Origin of the sequence: Eubacterium oxidoreducens (genome assembly GCF_900104415.1) — a bacterium.
In the GTDB taxonomy this organism is placed as follows: domain Bacteria; phylum Bacillota; class Clostridia; order Lachnospirales; family Lachnospiraceae; genus Eubacterium_C; species Eubacterium_C oxidoreducens.
On record NZ_FMXR01000007.1, the window covers coordinates 180,634 to 197,813 of the forward strand.

Consider the following 17,180-nt stretch of genomic DNA (forward strand, 5'->3'; position numbering starts at 1 on the left):
AAATATTTTCTTTTTTTGGAAGAAAAGACGAACACATGACGACTAGTCATAACACTAATGTAAGAGGAGGAACAGCAACAATGGCAAACAAATGGGTATACTTATTTAAAGAAGGCAATGCCGACATGCGAGAGCTTCTTGGGGGTAAAGGAGCGAATCTTGCAGAGATGACCAATATCGGACTTCCGGTACCGCAAGGATTTACGATTACGACAGAAGCGTGTACACAGTATTACGAAGACGGACGTGAAATTAATGATGAAATCAGAGCTCAAATTGATGAGCACATTGTGAAGATGGAAGAAATCACAGGCAAGAAGTTCGGGGACAAGACCAATCCTTTATTGGTATCTGTTCGTTCGGGAGCCAGGGCATCTATGCCGGGTATGATGGATACGATTTTGAATCTGGGATTGAACGAAGAAGTTGTGGAAGTCATTGCAAAGCAGTCTGGCAATCCGCGCTGGGCATGGGATTGCTACCGAAGATTTATCCAGATGTATTCCGACGTTGTAATGGAAGTCGGTAAGAAATATTTTGAAGAATTAATCGATGAGATGAAGGCGGATCGCGGCGTTAAGCAGGATGTTGAGCTTACAGCGGAAGATCTAAAAGAACTTGCAGGTAAGTTTAAGGAAGAGTACCGCTCTAAGATCGGATCGGAATTTCCAAGTGATCCAAAGGAACAGTTGTATGGAGCTGTTAAAGCGGTATTTCGTTCTTGGGACAACCCGCGTGCCAATGTCTATCGCCGGGACAATGATATCCCATATTCATGGGGAACTGCTGTCAATGTACAGTCCATGGCATTTGGTAACATGGGGGATGATTGTGGAACAGGAGTTGCATTTACACGTGATCCGGCTACCGGAGAGAAGGGATTGTTTGGCGAATTCTTGACAAATGCGCAGGGAGAGGATGTTGTAGCGGGCGTTCGTACTCCGATGAAGATTACGGAGATGGAGAATAAATTCCCTGAAGCATTTAAGCAGTTTGTGGATGTGTGCAAAACGCTTGAAGACCATTATCGCGATATGCAGGATATGGAATTTACAGTTGAGCATGGTAAGTTATATATGCTGCAGACAAGAAATGGTAAGAGAACGGCTCAGGCTGCACTTAAGATTGCATGTGACCTGGTGGATGAAGGTATGAGAACAGAGAAAGAAGCGGTTGCTATGATTGATCCGCGTAACCTTGATACACTGCTTCATCCGCAGTTTGACGCAGCAGCAATTAAAGAAGCAAAGCCAATTGGAAAGGGACTTGGTGCCTCACCGGGAGCAGCTTGCGGTAAGATTGTATTTACAGCAGAAGATGCAGTAAGCTGGGCAGAAAAGGGAGAAAAGGTAGTACTGGTGCGTCTTGAGACTTCGCCGGAAGATATTACCGGTATGAAGTCTGCACAGGGTATATTGACTGTGCGTGGTGGTATGACTTCACATGCAGCGGTTGTTGCTCGTGGTATGGGTACTTGTTGTGTATCCGGATGCGGTGATATTGCGATGGATGAAGCCAACAAGAAATTTACCTTAGCCGGAAAAGAATTCCATGAAGGAGATCCTATCTCGCTAGATGGTACTACCGGTAATATCTATGATGGAATCATCCCGACTGTGGATGCTACAATTGCAGGAGAGTTTGGTCGTATCATGGATTGGGCAGATAAGTATAGAAGATTAAAGGTTCGTACGAATGCCGATACGCCGGCTGATGCGAAGAAGGCTCGTGAACTTGGTGCTGAGGGAATCGGTCTTTGCCGTACAGAGCATATGTTCTTCGAAGAAGAAAGAATTGCAGCGTTCCGAGAAATGATTTGTGCCGATACTGTGGAAGGTCGCGAGGCGGCACTTGAGAAGATTCTTCCTTATCAGCAGGGAGATTTTAAAGAATTATTCGAAGCACTTGAAGGCAATCCGGTAACGATTCGTTTCTTAGATCCGCCGCTTCATGAATTTGTTCCAACGGAAGATGCGGATATTAAAAAGCTTGCAGATGCACAGGGCAAGAGCGTAGAAGCAATTAAAGAACTGATTGAAGGTCTTAAGGAATTCAATCCAATGATGGGTCACAGAGGATGCCGTCTGACCGTCACCTATCCTGAAATCGCAAGAATGCAGACGAAGGCAATTATTCGAGCTGCAATCGAAGTGCAAAAAGCCCATGCTGACTGGAAGGTGAAACCGGAAATTATGATTCCGCTTGTATGCGAAATTAAGGAACTTAAATATGTAAAACAGTTTGTTGTTGAAACTGCAGATGCTGAAATTGCAGCATCCGGAATTGACTTAGAGTATGAAGTTGGCACGATGATTGAGATTCCAAGAGCAGCCCTTACTGCAGATGAGATTGCAACAGAGGCAGACTTCTTCTGCTTCGGAACCAATGACTTAACGCAGATGACATTTGGATTTTCTCGTGATGATGCTGGTAAGTTCTTAGATGCTTACTATGATGCGAAAATCTTTGAAAATGATCCATTTGCGAAACTTGATCAGACCGGTGTCGGCAAGTTGATGGAGACTGCGATTAAGCTTGGTAAGCCGGTAAATAACGCTTTGCATGTAGGTATCTGCGGCGAGCATGGCGGCGATCCAACATCGGTTGAATTCTGCCATAAGATCGGACTTGATTATGTGTCTTGCTCACCATTTAGAGTTCCGGTTGCAAGATTGGCAGCAGCACAGGCAGCTATTGCGCAGAAGTAATTTCTGAAAAAGCATATTTTTTAGGGAAGTTTGAGATATCAAAAGACTACATAATGAAAGCCAAAAAGCTTTATTATGGAGATGCGAAACTCTTAAAAATGCCCGAAAAGCTTGAATTTAAGCTATTCCTGATATAGGGAGTCTGTTGAAGACTCCCTATATTTTTTTGTTTTGAAAAAGATAGGTGCCATCCGACTACAGTATAAAGGGAGCTTCAAAAAGTGATCCGAAAGAGAGTTTTTGGATGAAAAATTCACAAAATGTGAAGAACCAGTGTTCGAACAAAAAGTAAAATGCGCAATATATTGCGCATCGAAGGAGGTTTAAAATATGTCTTATTTTACAGCAAAAAAACTTAAGGAAGCCCGTGTTAATGCGGGATTATCACAGGATGATGTGGCGGCAGTATTAAAAATCAGTCGTAGAAAGGTGACAGCTATGGAAGCAGATGAGAATCCAATCCTAGTTGATGATGTAATTCAGCTGTCGTATCTGTATAAAGTAGATGTGAGAGAGTTTCTTTTCGAATCATATATAGATCAGGGAGAGGAACAGGTCTTATTTAATCGTTATGCGTCTGTATTCCGGCTTTTCGACCAACTTTCAGACAAAGATAAGGAAGATGTAGTCTGGGTTCTGAAACAGAGGATTAAAGGCTATATCTAATTACAATTAAATATGGGTGTAACTCACTTATCCTTAAGTGAGCTTGATTAATACAAAACATACCCTCCCAGGGAATGTCAAAAGATGGCAAAAAACTTGTTCTTTGACATGACCTGTGGAGGGTGTGTTAATTCTATTTATTTGGATTAACAGTTTTGTCTGATGTTAGCGTTTTGATGTATAATAATTGCATGCAATTGAGTTTGCGCGTAATTCAAAAAGGAGAAGGTTTATATGAGTAGAAAGAATTGGGTTTTTATTTGTAATACGTCTCAATATGATATTATAGCTGCTTTTAGCAATTTAAATGAATTGTATTGGAAGCAGAGTGTTAATGTAAGTGTCGGTGATACTGTGTATATTTACGTAGGAAAACCATACTCTGCAATTATGTATAAATGTAAGGTTCTGGAAGTTGATTCTGAAAAAGATTTAATTGACGATTCACCCTATGTTGTTAATGGATATAATTTTGAAGATTATGGTCGCTATATGCGGATTAAGCTAGAAAAATCTTTTGACGAGGATGAATTTCCATTGGAAAGTTTGAAAGAGAATGGGTTAAAAACTGTTCAAGGACCATCAATAATCTCAGATTCACTATTGAATTATTTGGAGAATAAAACAAATAGTGGTGTTGATGATATACGAGTTTTGTTTTGCAATATCGCATATATGCAGTTTTATGCTGGAACAACTGATGGCGACGTACCAGTTAATGGTGGCGAATATGTAAAAATACATCATGATGCGCTGGAAAAATACAATTACCATGAGGAGTCAGACGGATTTGTATATGGATTTGTTGAGACTAAGTATCAGGACGGATTTGAAAGCGGAAAATATCCAAAACAAATTCATATTGAAAATATAGATAAAGCATATGCAGGACAAGATTCAATAGATAATGTGACGGTTATATTTTGCGCAAAGTCAGATCTGTACAGAAAAACAGTAATTGTTGGTTGGTATAAGAATGCTACCGTTTATCGTAATCGTATGTTTTTTGACGATAGACAATATAACTTAAAAGCTAAATATTCAGAATGTGTCCTTCTTGATGAGATGGATAGAAATTATGTAATTAATCGAGCAAAATCTTCAGAGGATAAGGTTGGCATGGGTCAATCTAATGTTTGGTATGCAAATAAGAAAGCAGAAGAAATTAAGGTTAAACAAGATGTATTAAGATACATCGATAACTATAAGAACGCTGAAAACAAGCGGAATTTCATTAAACCAATTCCGGAAGATAAGGAAGAACAGGTTAAGCATGCGCTTGGACTTGATGACGAAAGTTTAAAAGAATATGCAGAAGCTACGGTATCAAAGGAACCAGTTGCGGTAAGTGTTTCAACAAAACGTTTTGAGCGTAGCGCTTATATTGCTGAATATGCAAAAAGACGAGCAAATGGTATATGTCAATTGTGTAAGGAACCTGCTCCATTTAAGAAGCCGGATGGTACGCCTTTTCTTGAAACACATCATATTATTGAACTTGCTAATGGAGGTTCTGATAGCATTGATAATACGGTTGCATTATGCCCAAATTGTCATAGAAAAATGCACTACGGAAAAAAGAGCGTGGATGATATACGTAAGTTACAGGAAAGCAATATAAAATCTAATTCTAGTGTAGGTGTGGGTGCAAAAGTAAAGCACACGCGATACGGACAGGGGAAAATAATAGAAATAAGGGATGATGATGCGACAATTGTTTTTGGAAATCAAAAGAAATTAATTCGTTTATCATCTGCATTAACAAATGGAATTATAAGCCTCTTGTGATACAATAATACATAGTGTATCAACAATGCATTTGTATTTAGGGGTCGGCTTTAAATGGGGATTTTTGACAGAATATTTGGAAATAGACAACAGAATACGGATGATATCGTTATAGAGGACGTTCAGAATGAAAATGTAGCTCGTCTGCTTGTTTATGGACGTTTCCTTAATATGCTTAAACAAGAAGACCGTTATATTGCGAAAAGTGATTACTTAAAACAAGCATCTGAGTATAAATCCGATGTGGATTTTTTTGATGTTTTAAAGCAAAGTGGAATGCTAAAAGACTTCTGCAAAAAGAATGGTATCCCACAGAAGGATGTCGACAATATTATTGATTCAAATGCTTCTCTTGAGAAAATTGTAGAGGAGCATAATGATAAATATATACAAGAAGCTCTTGTGAAGGAAAAAGATTATCTTGATAATGTTTTAAAGGCAGTGGATCCTAATATTGTTTTGGATGAGGATCAGAGAAAAGTAGTGCTTACAGATGAGGACTATTGCCTTGTTATTGCTGGTGCGGGTGCAGGAAAAACCACAACTGTAGCAGCGAAAGTAAAATACTTAGTAGATAAAAAGAATATAGACCCGTCACAGATTTTGGTGGTTTCATTCACCAATAAGGCAGTTAATGAACTAAAAGAACGAATACAAAAAGATCTAGGGATAGATTGTCCGATTGCAACATTCCATTCTACCGGAAATGCAATCATTCACAAGAATTCTCCAGAAGAAAAATTAAATATTGTTGATCAATCGAAGTTATATTTTGTAATTCGTGATTATTTCCGGAATTCTATAATGAGGAATGAAAGCGCAGTGAACAATTTGATATTGTTCTTTGCGTCTTATTTTGATGCTCCGTATGAAGGAGACGATTTGAATGGATTCTTTAATAATATCGCGAAGGCTAATTTTTCTACAATGCGCAGTGATTTGGAAGAATTCAAGCGGGATGTAATAGATGCGAGAACAAAGAAGTCTGTAACCATTCAAAATGAAATATTGCGGTCTTATCAAGAAGTGGAAATAGCCAACTTTTTGTATTTAAACAATATAGATTACGAATATGAGCCAGTTTACAAATACGATATTTTATATGCAAGAAAGCCATACACTCCGGATTTTGTGATTTATCAGGGAGATAAGGTTGCATACATAGAGCATTTTGGAATTACGGAATCCGGACAAAATGATAGGTTTTCCGATGAAGAAATCGCCCAATATAAAAAAGCGGTTAATGATAAAGTTGCACTTCATAGACAGCATGCGACTACGCTTATTTATACATTCTCGGCATATAATGATGGATGCAGTCTTATTTCTCATCTTAAGGAGGATCTTGAGGGAAATGATTTTGAATTAAAACCAAGATCCAATAAAGAAGTAATGGAGATGCTTGTTGCCGGCGAAGAAAACCGATATATTCGCAGATTAATCAGTCTTATTTGTCGTTTCATATCCAATTTCAAAGTAAATGCGTATCAAGAGGATGATTTTAATAGAATGTATCATTCGACGCAAAATGTTCGAAGCCGTTTGTTTTTAAGTATTTGTAATGATTGTTATTTAGAATACGAAAGATGGCTGAAAGAAAACAATGCTGTCGATTTTGAGGATATGATTAATGAATCGGCAAGGTTACTTCGTGAAGTAAAAGACATGAAGAAAAAACTAGATTTCAAATATATTATCGTTGATGAATATCAGGATATTTCTCGTCAAAGATTTGATTTAACAAAAGCTTTATCGGAAGTAACAGATGCAAAGATAATTGCTGTTGGCGATGATTGGCAATCAATTTATGCATTTAGTGGTTCGGATATTACATTATTTACAAAGTTTGAAGAGAAAATGGGATACGCCAAAATGTTGAAGATTGTTAGGACGTATCGTAATTCACAAGAGGTAATTGATATTGCTGGAAACTTTATTCAAAGAAATCCAGAACAAATTGAAAAGCAGTTAATTTCTCCTAAGCATATAGAAAATCCCGTGCTGATTTATACATATAATAGTAGGCTAAAGCAACAGAATGCGGATAGACGAAGTGGTGCTGCATTTGCCATGGCAAACGCGATAGAGAGTGTGTTAACTGATTTGATATCTTATAAAAAGAATGAAGGAAAAGAACCGGGTAAAATTCTTTTATTAGGACGATTTGGTTTTGATGCAGATTTATTAGAACGTACTGGTTTGTTCGAATATAAAAGACGTGGAGATAAAGTTAAGAGTATTAAATATCCGAAGTTAGACATTACATTTATGACGGCCCATTCCTCCAAAGGACTTGGATACGATGATGTTATCGTTATAAATGGAAAAAATGAGACTTATGGTTTCCCGTCAAAAGTAGAAGATGATCCAGTGCTGTCATTTGTAATTAAGGGAGATCGTTCTATTGATTATGCTGAAGAGCGCAGATTATTCTATGTGGCAATGACACGAACGAAAAACAGAGTTTTCTTTATTGCGCCAGAAGCTAATCCTTCGGAGTTTTTAATTGAATTAAAGAAGACATATAAGAATGTAAAGTTGCTTGGTGAATGGAATGAAGAAGCACCAATAAGTATCGCCAAAAAAACGTGTCCGATATGTGGTTATCCAATGCAATTTAAGTATAAGCGGGCATACGGATTGCGTTTACATATTTGTACTAATGAACCCGAAATCTGCGGATTTATGACAAACGCATATCAGGCAGGCAAGTTGTGTGTTCAAAAGTGTGACAGGTGTCGAGATGGCTATTTAATTGTAAAACCCGGGAAAGATAAAAGTTATTTCTTGGGATGTACTAATTATAAGAACAATGGTACAGGATGCAATAATACTATTAGTAAACCGGATTATTACAAACAAATGGGATTCTCAATAGAAGATGAGAACGAGTTTATTGAAGAAGAAAAGGAGAAACTAAAATCTTCTACACAACGGAAAAACGATACTTCGGATAAAATGGTTTTATTAGAAAATGATAGTACAGAAATTGTTAAATCTGACATTAATTCTCCTGTATATCGCGAATATGACTTGAATGACGTTGTTTTCAATATCCTTTGTGCTCTTCAAAATATCAGTAAAGTAAGATTTTACGGATTTAAAGTTTTATGCGCCGTATTACATGGGGATGATATAGATAGACCAAATGCCGCGGAAATAAAAAGTATTCCGGAGTTTGGTATATATAATGATATGTCAATGAGCGAGATAAAATCGATTGTAGAATGGATGATATCTGAGCATTATATTCTTGTTACAAAGGCAAATTATCCGGTCCTACATTCCACGTATGAAGGCCTGCATTATTCAGAATCAATTACGGTTAATAAGTTGAAAAAATTGAAAAAGATGCTTGAAGAGGAGATAACAGAATGGAACAGTTCGAAATAGAAAAGCTTAATAAGGCAATAATATATGCTGATAGAATTGCAAATGGTAAAAACCCTATTAACAATTTACCTGTCGAGGATGATTACGTGTTGAATGATCCAAATGTCATCCGATGCATGTTCTTTATAAAGGACGTGTTATGTGCTGTAAAGGATAATGAAGGTATTGTAGCCAATAAGGCCTCTAAACGCAGGGTTCCTAAAAGTAAATTTCCAATTGAAAGGCTACAGGATTTTAAGCCAAGAGGACAGGTAACCATTACGCCGTTTGTAAATAGTTTAAATGAAGGTCTAGATAAAGAAACGGTTGAGCTGATTAAAGTCAGAACTGTAACAGATTGGCTAAAGGAAAATGGATATTTGTCTAAAGAATACAATCAAAAGATTGGAAAAGAAATTACTGTAAGCACAGAAAAGGGAAATATGGCGGGAATTACATCTTCATTTCAGGTGTCTCCTAGTGGTACCGAATATTGTCGTGTAGAATATAGCCCGGAAGCTCAGGAAGTGATTGTGCAAAATATTGAAAAGATAATTGGCTCGTAAAGGATGGATAATTATTAGGGTATAAGACTATCCTTCGGAGGATTCAGAATGGAATTCAGTGAACAAACAGATTTAAAAACTGTTATAAAGGCAATAAAAAAGAAAGAAATAAGGGACCATTATGATGTTCCGGAGGTATATAGAAACAACCCAGAGATTGTAAAAGTTGAGCGTATGATGAACCTTCGGGAGTTATCGAAAAGATAATATAAGCGGTCTATTGATCACAGATTATGCAGGTGATGATTTAGATAAAAAGATTAAGGACTTATTTAAGCATATAACACGAGACCTGCGGATGATTTATAACATGGAAAAAGATACCTTAAAGGTGACAAGTTTTTCTAACTTTTTTAAGTCTGATTCCAATTATGAAATAATATGTAAGCATTTTGATGATATAGATGACTACGATAAAGATAAAATCAAAGCATATATGGTTGTTTTTGATAAAGCTTATAAAAAGGATAAGTAGTTATGGATAAATTCGATTTTACCGATGGAGATTTTCTCCATAACATGGGCGGTGGCATGATGATGGATTCTGAAGGCCATATGATGCAGGATATGGGCGGAGGTATGGCCATGGATATGGAATCCGGAGAAATGCATATTACTGATGAGGGCTCTCGGTCTATATTTGATAATGATGAGGATGATTGGTAAAAATTGATGACTCTATTTAGGGGCGTGGCGTCATTTTGACGTCGCGCCTTTTTACTTTGTTGATTTGTTGACGTCATTTTGACGTCACTTTTGGTCCATCGGACCAAAAGTTGGAGTTAAGATGGAACTTGTGGTCCACTGGACTACAAGTGAGCTGCTTTTAACTTGTGCTCCAGTGGAGCACAAGTTGGTATTTGGGGTTACAGGGTACGCCCTGTTCCACACGACATAGGAGGGTGGTTTTTGCGGAAAGTTGGTGTATGCACCTTTATGCGTATCCTGTTATTTTTTGAAAATTTGCAGTGGCCAAGGGGTTCGACTATTCCGAAAAATCGTAATGGCTTTGCAGATGCCCTATTTATAAGGTTTTCAGAGAACGGAGTATCCGTCGTATGGGATGATTGTTCGGATGATCCGTAATGGCTGTTTTTATAGTTTTAATCTTGGTCAGACCAATGGTCGGTTCACTGCGCGAACTACCTGCAAATGGCTTGGAATTAATGAATATAGCAAATGAAAAAACTTCTGGTCCAATGGACCAGAAGTTTTTTCATTAGAATAAGTCTTTTGTAAAGTCTTGGATAAAAGCTTTTACATCCTCATATGAGATGTCATCGCTTATAAGATTTTTAGTTGTTTTTTCGTAATCATCAGCATAGAAGTCTTCATCGCAGAATTTCTTTATCAGCTCGGATATATTGATACTTTCATCTGCGGCAGGAGCAATGTTATTTTTCATGCCTTGACGGTGAGCACGAACTTCTAAGATGAGTTTATGAAAATCATCATCTACTGTAACTTCTTTAGATATTTTGTAAATATCATAGAGATGTCTGGAGTTACGAGCTGCTTTGTGTTGGATGTAGTAATCACAAAGGGCGAATATCTTGTCGATTAATGTTCGTTCCAATGATTGTACTCGCATTGTAAATGGAGTGAGCTCGTATTCTTCAAGTAAATCAGGTTCTTCATCTTTTAGTGCTTGATAGATATAGTTGCTGATTTCGTGTTCTACAGTCGGAAATGCATATGACATAAGAGCTGTTTCCAATTTTACATAGGTGTCCAGAAATGGGTCTTCGATAATTGAGCTATAGGCCATATCGTAATGGTTGTAATCTTTATCGCTTTCAATAGAATCCCGATTTGCAATTTCTAAACCTAATTCATCAGCTATGAGCTTTAGGATGTTGTATTTAAGCTTTTTACGTCTGTTTTCTCCTAAATGCTCTGTGAAGGTGATATCAATATCTTCTGAAAAACGGTCTATTACACCGTACGCTTTTGAAAGAGAGGTGCCACCTTTAAAGCAAATCGGATATTCACATGTGGAGAGTTTTTTAAGTATGATTGTAACGTAGTAGTCTTTTTCTACGATATCCTGAGCCTGGCCAATACGTTCAGCTGTAAGAGCAACGATATCATTAAATAATTCTTTGTCATTATGCAAGTACATTGTCTAACCTCAATTCATAATAAAATCTAAAAGCAGTTAATGGAAAGTGTCGAATATAATGATCTATATCATCTCTTGTAATCTTATATGCTTCAATATATTTTAAAAAACATTTTCTTACGTCATCATAGTCGTAGTCTGAATAAGTATCAAGATTCGATAGCAGATCCAACATCTGAAGGATGTGTACATTTTCATTAGTTATCGAGATTAGTGGCTTTTTGACTTTAAATCTTCTATTGCCAATCTTAACATCTCTGGGAGCGGAGTTCGTGTTGTTGCTTACAATTTCTACTACTTGGGGAACCTGTGTTGATATGCCAAGCTGGTTCGCAAATGTGTTACCGGAATAGTATCCATCAATCTTTCCGTTTTTTGAAATATATTTATATTTTGCTATCGTATCAGCTGTAGGACCTACTGCAGATTTTAGCCTGGTTTTCTTTGGAATATAGTAGATGCCATTGTCGTATTTAGCCAGTAAGCCTTTTTTGCATAAAGACGTTAGCTGCTGAGTAAGCGCAGATTTTGATATCTCTCCATCATAAATATCGGAGAAGAATATTGGCTCGCCTTCTTTATATTTTTCAGTAAGTAATTCATAAATCATATTATCACCACCTAAACAAAATGTGATTGTTTATACAATTTGTTAAGTTCATTGTATCACGTATTATAGAAAAGTCAAATGCGCAGCCATTTCTAAGTCGAGATAAATCTCGGCTTTATTTCTTTACATAAATTTTTAGTAATCAGTCCTGACTCGTTCCAAATAAGAGGTGTAGAGAAGAAAAAGATTGCTTGATTTTTAGTAATCAGCATTTTTTCAACCCAAATGATTAGTAGAGATGCAAATAAAAGGTAAGAAATTTTTCAATGCATTTAGTAATGGGTGTAAAACCACCCCAAATGTTTATTAGGAGGAATTAGGAATGATGGTAAACACAGAAGAAACATTAAAACACTTTGGAACATTCTGGGAGATATATCAGTTCATCGGTTGTGATGGTAGGACCTACGACGAGATTAAGAGATATCTCATGGAAGAATGTGACAGACCGGAGTCGACAGCACGAGCTAAGATTAATGCTTTTCAGGCGGCAGATGATAATCTCTATAGCTATCATAGATCGGATAAGAAGGTCTATTTCGATTATGACAAGTTCAATGATTTAGAAGATGAGATTGATCATTGGCTGGATATCGAGACTAATGATTATCGCGGTGAGCAGCTTGCACAGTTAAAAAAGCAGTTTGAAGAAATTAAGCAAGAAGCGGCATCATGGGAGTGCAATTACTTCAATAACAAGAAATTGCGGGAGTCTCAGCAAAGTAATGCTAATAAGCGATTGATTGATACGAAGCAGAAAGCATTGAATGATATTTCTTATATCAGTGAGCAGATATCGACTCTGGCAGATAACATGGATGTGAGACTTCAGCTTTTGGAGAATCGTTCTTCGCTGGAACGTGGTCTTTCCTTTGTAGACAGAGTAAAGCTTTTTATCCAGACGAAGTTTGGTCTTATTCCGATAAAGGAACTTTCTCACATGGAGGCGCAGCTTATTCAGTTATCTGGGCAGGTCACAAAGATTAAGACACGTTATGAAGAGGAATTAGAGGCAGATGGTATTTCAAAGGAGGGGAACTGATGGATGATGTGATTACAGAGATTCAGGGAATAGAGTTCCCTCCTGAAACCGAGGAGTGGGCGATTACGTTAGCAGCTTTTGATGTGATGAAGATGCTTTGCGAAGAAGGAAAGATTTCAAAGGAAGAATTGGAATTCATCGCAAAAAAGCGCAAAAAAGCGTGGCCTTGAGATTGAGTATTAACAAGAAACGTTTTATAATGATGCCATACTGTACGTCGGTATGGCATCTGGAAAGATACGAGGTTTGAAAAATGAAGCGTAAGGTAGCTATTTATGCTCGTGTCTCTACAGAACATGAGGCACAGATTTCAGCCCTGGAGAACCAGGTGCAATACTATGACGAACTGTTAGAAAGACATCCTGAGTGGGAATTGGTCGAGCGTTATATCGACGAAGGAATCACCGGTACATCAATTCATAAGAGAGAAGGCTTTCTTAAGATGATGAAGGATGCCGAAAACAAAAAGTTTGATTTGGTTATTACCAGAGAGGTTTCCCGTTTTGCACGTAATACGGTTGATACATTACAGCAGACGAGAATACTAAAAACTTATGGCGTGGAGGTGTGGTTCACAGAAGACAATATCTGGACGTTGAATGATGAAGATGGAGAACTTCGATTATCCATCATGGCAACTCTTGCACAGAACGAAAGTAAAAAGATTTCACAACGCGTAAAAGCCGGTCAGATGATTTCCTTTAAAAACGGAGTGCTATACGGCAATGGTAATATCTTAGGATATGACAGAGTTGGTAGTAATCTGATTGTAAATAAAGAGCAGGCTGATACGGTTCGAAGGATTTTTGATCTTTATACAAATGGATATGGTGTCAGAAAGATTCAAGATATCATGGAGCAGGAAGGTCGTTTGACTGCCATGGGAAAGAAAAACTGGCATGCCGCTAACATCCATAAGATTCTTAAAAATTCTTTTTATTGTGGAAGGATTGAATACCGTAAACAGTATGTGCCGGATTATTTGACGCAGAAAAAGATTAATAATCATGGAGCTGTTGATCGCATATATGTGGAGGGCACCCATGAACCTATTATTTCTGTTGAGGTATTTGAGCAGGCGGAAAAGTTGAGATTGGAACGCTCTGTTGAAAAGAAGGATTCCAATGGTTACACCATCCGTACGGGATGCTCAGTGTCAAAAAATGTGTGGGCAAGAAAGTGTAAATGTACTTGTGGTCATTCATTCAATCGCAGATTATCCCGCGTAAACAAAAACGGGACAAAGTCTTATCTTTTTCAATGTTATGGACAGCTTAAAACCGGAACACCGAGTTCCCGATTAAAGAAGGGACTTAGTGTGGAGGGCGTGTGTGATAATACTTCTTTTATGCAGTGGCGACTTGAGGTTATTGCGGATTTCATTTTTAAGAAGTTGGTTGCAAATCGTCAGGCTATTTATGAAGAAGCACTTTCCATGGCAGATGATCTTAAAGAGTACAAGAGAACCGACACTAGAGAAAGAGAAAAGATTGAATTTAACACCCGTACCATTGAGAAAAGCAAGAGACAGTTGGAGGTTCTTGTGGATCTGTGTACGAACGGTGATATTTCAGTTGAGGTCTTTCGCCAAAAGAAAAAGAAACTAGAAGATCAAATCAAAAAACTTGAAAAATCAAATAATCAATTCGAACAGCAGATCTCCGAATCAGGAAATGATGCCCTTAGGTTAGAGAGGATAGAAAGTCTCGGTGAGTTTATCAAGATGGAGGCTTTTGATCCGAGAGCGAAAATCCCGGAAACATTGATTGATGCATTTGTGGATCGAATTATCTACGATAAGGGAACATTTTCATGGTATTTGAATCCAAAGCTGGGTAATGAGAGGTTTGATATTGATACTTCCACATGGAAAAAGTCCATGTTGAAAAAAACGAATGCCAGTGTCGTATCCGGCACAGGCAGCTATTGCCGAGAAATAATTTGAGTTAAACGCTCCGCGAGGATGCACACGGATTCGGACAGGAATTTGTCTGCTGAAGCAGACCCGAATCCGGCGCGCAAGACTCGCGAGCGAGTCTTGACATAGCATAATGTTTTTCATTATAGGGAGTCCTTATGGACTCTCTATTTTTTAGCTGAAAAATGAATTTGTAACATAAATTGTGTTAAAAAAAGAGATTCGATATAAAAGACGCAAATGCGACGCAAAAAAATACGTTGCATTTACGTCTTGCTTTTAGAATAAAATGTGATGAATAATGTTGAAAGTGCCTCATAAAATGTGATGATGTTCATTGAAGTGCCTATTTTTTTGTGATAATATGTACTTGGAGGTAAAGAAAATGTATTACAGACGAAAGATTGATGATTATTTAAGTAATTGGAAAGCGGATCTAGCGCATAAACCTCTTATAGTAAAGGGGGCACGACAGATTGGTAAAACAGAATCAATCATGCATTTTGCTAAGGCTAATTATGAAAATGTTGTATATATAAATTTTGCTTTAGAGAAGAAATTCTCGCAAATTCTTGCAGATGGATATGATGTTGCAAGTGTCATAAAGAATATATCATTAGCTGATCCATCTATAAATTTTCTCCCTAACAAAACGGTTATCATTTTTGATGAAATTCAGGAAAACCCCGATGTAGCAACGACACTTAAATCATTTAAGATAGATGGTAATTATGACGTTATTTGTAGCGGTTCTATGCTAGGAATTAATTATAAGAAGATTCATAGTAATAGTGTTGGGCATAAAACGGACTATGAGATGTATTCAATGGACTTTGAGGAATTCCTTTGGGCTAAGGGCTATAAGCAAGAGCAGATTGACTCAATCTTATCTCATATGGTAGAACTCAAGCCATTTAATGATAATGAGTTAGCTGTTTTTAAGAGTTTATTCCTTGATTATTGTGTGCTGGGAGGAATGCCGGATGTCGTAAAACTATATATTGAAACTGGAACATTTTCTGGAACTCTCGATGTACAGGAACAGATTAGGCTTGATTATGAAGAAGACGTAAGAAAGTATGCAGAAGGTCTTGATCAAACTAAAATTATAAGCGTTTATAGAAGCGTTCCTGCTCAGCTTGCAAAGGAAAACAAGAAGTTTCAGTTTAATAAAATTTCGAAGAATGCCCGTTCAAGAGAATATACCGGATGTATAGAATGGCTTATTGATGCTGGCGTTATAACAGAGTGTAATTGTTTACAGTATCCTGAGTTGCCATTAAAGGGAAATATCGAGGAAAGTAAATATAAGTTGTACTATCCCGATACTGGATTATTGGTATCTGCATTAGACGCGGAAGCCCAAGAGGATTTGAGAGTTAATAAAAACCTTGGCGTATATAAAGGTGCTCTTTACGAAAATTTTGTGGCAGAGGCTTTTGTTAAGCAAGGTTTAGGAATCTTTTATTATAAGAAAGAAAACTCAACATTAGAGGAAGATTTCTTTGTAAGGACTCAGAATAATTTGATTCCAGTCGAAGTTAAGTCAAATAGTGACCAGTCAAAATCATTATCTTCGCTGATAAAAAATGAGAACTATAGCGATATCTCATACGGGATAAAGCTGGGAGACTTCAATGTTGGTAATGCAAATAACATATATACTTTTCCATATTTTTGTGCATTCAAGATGAAAGAGTATTTAACTCAGTCGGAGAAATCCCCCACCTCTAAGCGTTAGCGTAGGTGGGGGTTATGACAAACTATACTCAGTCGGGGTACAAGCTCCGACTGAGTTAAACGCTCCGCGAGGATGCGCACGGATTCGGACAGGAATTTGTCTGCTGAAGCAGCCCCGAATCCGGCGCGCAAGACTCGCGAGCGAGTCTTGACAGAAAAGGGATTGATCGAAAACTAACGTCGTAAGGAAAAAGGCGCCCAAAGAGATCAGTAGAGATACAGATCCCTGAGGGTGCCTTTGTGGAAATGCGTTGCGTCATGCTACAACCGATTCTGCAGAAGAAACGATGGATGCTTTTGCCGCGGTTTATACCACGTACGGCTCATATATTTCCGTACTGTTGGGAGAACATGGCGATCCTGTCTTTCGGGCAAAGATGAGAAAGATAGCCGAACCCGTAGTTATAAAACGTTTCAATATCTCCTCCGAGAATGAGACGGAGGCAGCTCTCAAAACAGAATATGTTATATCCGCCGCACTCGGTACGATTGTTCGTTGGTTTGAATTTGACATGCCGATCAGTACAAGAAAACTGGCAGAGCTTATCATAGGCTTCACCAAGCATGGGATTTTGTAATGAGATGATAATTGAAGAAGAGCATGTGGAATCGTAAAAAAAGATATTCAAAAAACATTTATAAATAAGA

15 protein-coding genes are annotated in these 17,180 nt (G+C 37.7%); 13 read left to right on the plus strand and 2 right to left on the minus strand.

Annotated features, from left to right (window positions below; all coding sequences use genetic code 11):
• The first annotated feature begins 80 nt into the window (after positions 1–80).
• From ppdK to BLS20_RS05095, 8 genes are all read left to right on the plus strand, one after another.
• Entirely contained in the window at positions 81–2,708 is a 2,628-nt protein-coding gene (gene ppdK / locus BLS20_RS05065; protein ID WP_090172899.1) for a pyruvate, phosphate dikinase, read from the plus strand.
• A gap of 330 nt (positions 2,709–3,038) precedes the next feature.
• Entirely contained in the window at positions 3,039–3,374 is a 336-nt protein-coding gene (locus BLS20_RS05070) for a helix-turn-helix transcriptional regulator (protein WP_090172901.1), read from the plus strand.
• A gap of 234 nt (positions 3,375–3,608) precedes the next feature.
• Positions 3,609–5,162: an HNH endonuclease gene (locus tag BLS20_RS13895; RefSeq protein ID WP_242870532.1), complete on the plus strand. Its 1,554-nt coding sequence runs from the start codon at positions 3,609–3,611 to the stop codon at positions 5,160–5,162.
• Positions 5,163–5,216: 54 nt separating this feature from the next.
• Positions 5,217–8,555: a UvrD-helicase domain-containing protein gene (locus tag BLS20_RS05080; RefSeq protein ID WP_090172903.1), complete on the plus strand. Its 3,339-nt coding sequence runs from the start codon at positions 5,217–5,219 to the stop codon at positions 8,553–8,555.
• Positions 8,537–9,100, plus strand: a complete 564-nt coding sequence (locus BLS20_RS05085; protein WP_090172905.1) for a hypothetical protein — start codon at positions 8,537–8,539, stop codon at positions 9,098–9,100. Before BLS20_RS05080 ends, BLS20_RS05085 begins: the two co-directional genes overlap by 19 nt.
• A 48-nt stretch (positions 9,101–9,148) precedes the next feature.
• The gene (locus BLS20_RS13685; protein WP_176762294.1) at positions 9,149–9,307 is read left to right on the plus strand and encodes a hypothetical protein; all 159 of its coding nucleotides are present in this window, start codon (positions 9,149–9,151) and stop codon (positions 9,305–9,307) included.
• A 103-nt stretch (positions 9,308–9,410) separates the two neighbouring features.
• Positions 9,411–9,575: a hypothetical protein gene (locus BLS20_RS13690; RefSeq protein WP_176762295.1), complete on the plus strand. Its 165-nt coding sequence runs from the start codon at positions 9,411–9,413 to the stop codon at positions 9,573–9,575.
• 2 nt (positions 9,576–9,577) lie between these two features.
• The gene (locus tag BLS20_RS05095; protein WP_090172909.1) at positions 9,578–9,766 is read left to right on the plus strand and encodes a hypothetical protein; all 189 of its coding nucleotides are present in this window, start codon (positions 9,578–9,580) and stop codon (positions 9,764–9,766) included.
• Positions 9,767–10,319: 553 nt separating this feature from the next.
• Here BLS20_RS05095 and BLS20_RS05100 read toward each other — a convergent pair.
• Complete coding sequence (locus BLS20_RS05100; RefSeq protein WP_090172912.1) at positions 10,320–11,222, minus strand: nucleotidyl transferase AbiEii/AbiGii toxin family protein; 903 nt, start codon at positions 11,220–11,222, stop codon at positions 10,320–10,322.
• Entirely contained in the window at positions 11,209–11,832 is a 624-nt protein-coding gene (locus BLS20_RS05105; RefSeq protein ID WP_090172913.1) for a DUF6088 family protein, read from the minus strand. Before BLS20_RS05105 ends, BLS20_RS05100 begins: the two co-directional genes overlap by 14 nt.
• 322 nt (positions 11,833–12,154) lie before the next feature.
• Here BLS20_RS05105 and BLS20_RS05110 point away from each other — a divergent pair, with 322 nt between their 5' ends.
• The 5 genes from BLS20_RS05110 (at position 12,155) to BLS20_RS05125 (ending at position 17,110) form a co-directional block, all read left to right on the plus strand.
• Positions 12,155–12,874, plus strand: coding sequence for a hypothetical protein (locus BLS20_RS05110; RefSeq protein ID WP_090172915.1), 720 nt, complete (start codon positions 12,155–12,157; stop codon positions 12,872–12,874).
• Positions 12,874–13,044 carry a hypothetical protein gene (locus tag BLS20_RS13695; protein ID WP_176762296.1) on the plus strand — a complete coding sequence of 57 codons (171 nt, stop codon included), beginning with the start codon at positions 12,874–12,876 and terminating at the stop codon, positions 13,042–13,044. Before BLS20_RS05110 ends, BLS20_RS13695 begins: the two co-directional genes overlap by 1 nt.
• Before the next feature lie 83 nt (positions 13,045–13,127).
• Complete coding sequence (locus BLS20_RS05115) at positions 13,128–14,819, plus strand: recombinase family protein (RefSeq protein ID WP_090172917.1); 1,692 nt, start codon at positions 13,128–13,130, stop codon at positions 14,817–14,819.
• A gap of 358 nt (positions 14,820–15,177) precedes the next feature.
• Positions 15,178–16,533 (plus strand): ATP-binding protein, encoded by a 1,356-nt coding sequence (locus tag BLS20_RS05120; RefSeq protein ID WP_090172919.1) that lies wholly within the window; start codon positions 15,178–15,180, stop codon positions 16,531–16,533.
• A gap of 286 nt (positions 16,534–16,819) precedes the next feature.
• Positions 16,820–17,110: a TetR-like C-terminal domain-containing protein gene (locus BLS20_RS05125; protein WP_143010224.1), complete on the plus strand. Its 291-nt coding sequence runs from the start codon at positions 16,820–16,822 to the stop codon at positions 17,108–17,110.
• The last annotated feature ends 70 nt before the right edge of the window (positions 17,111–17,180 follow it).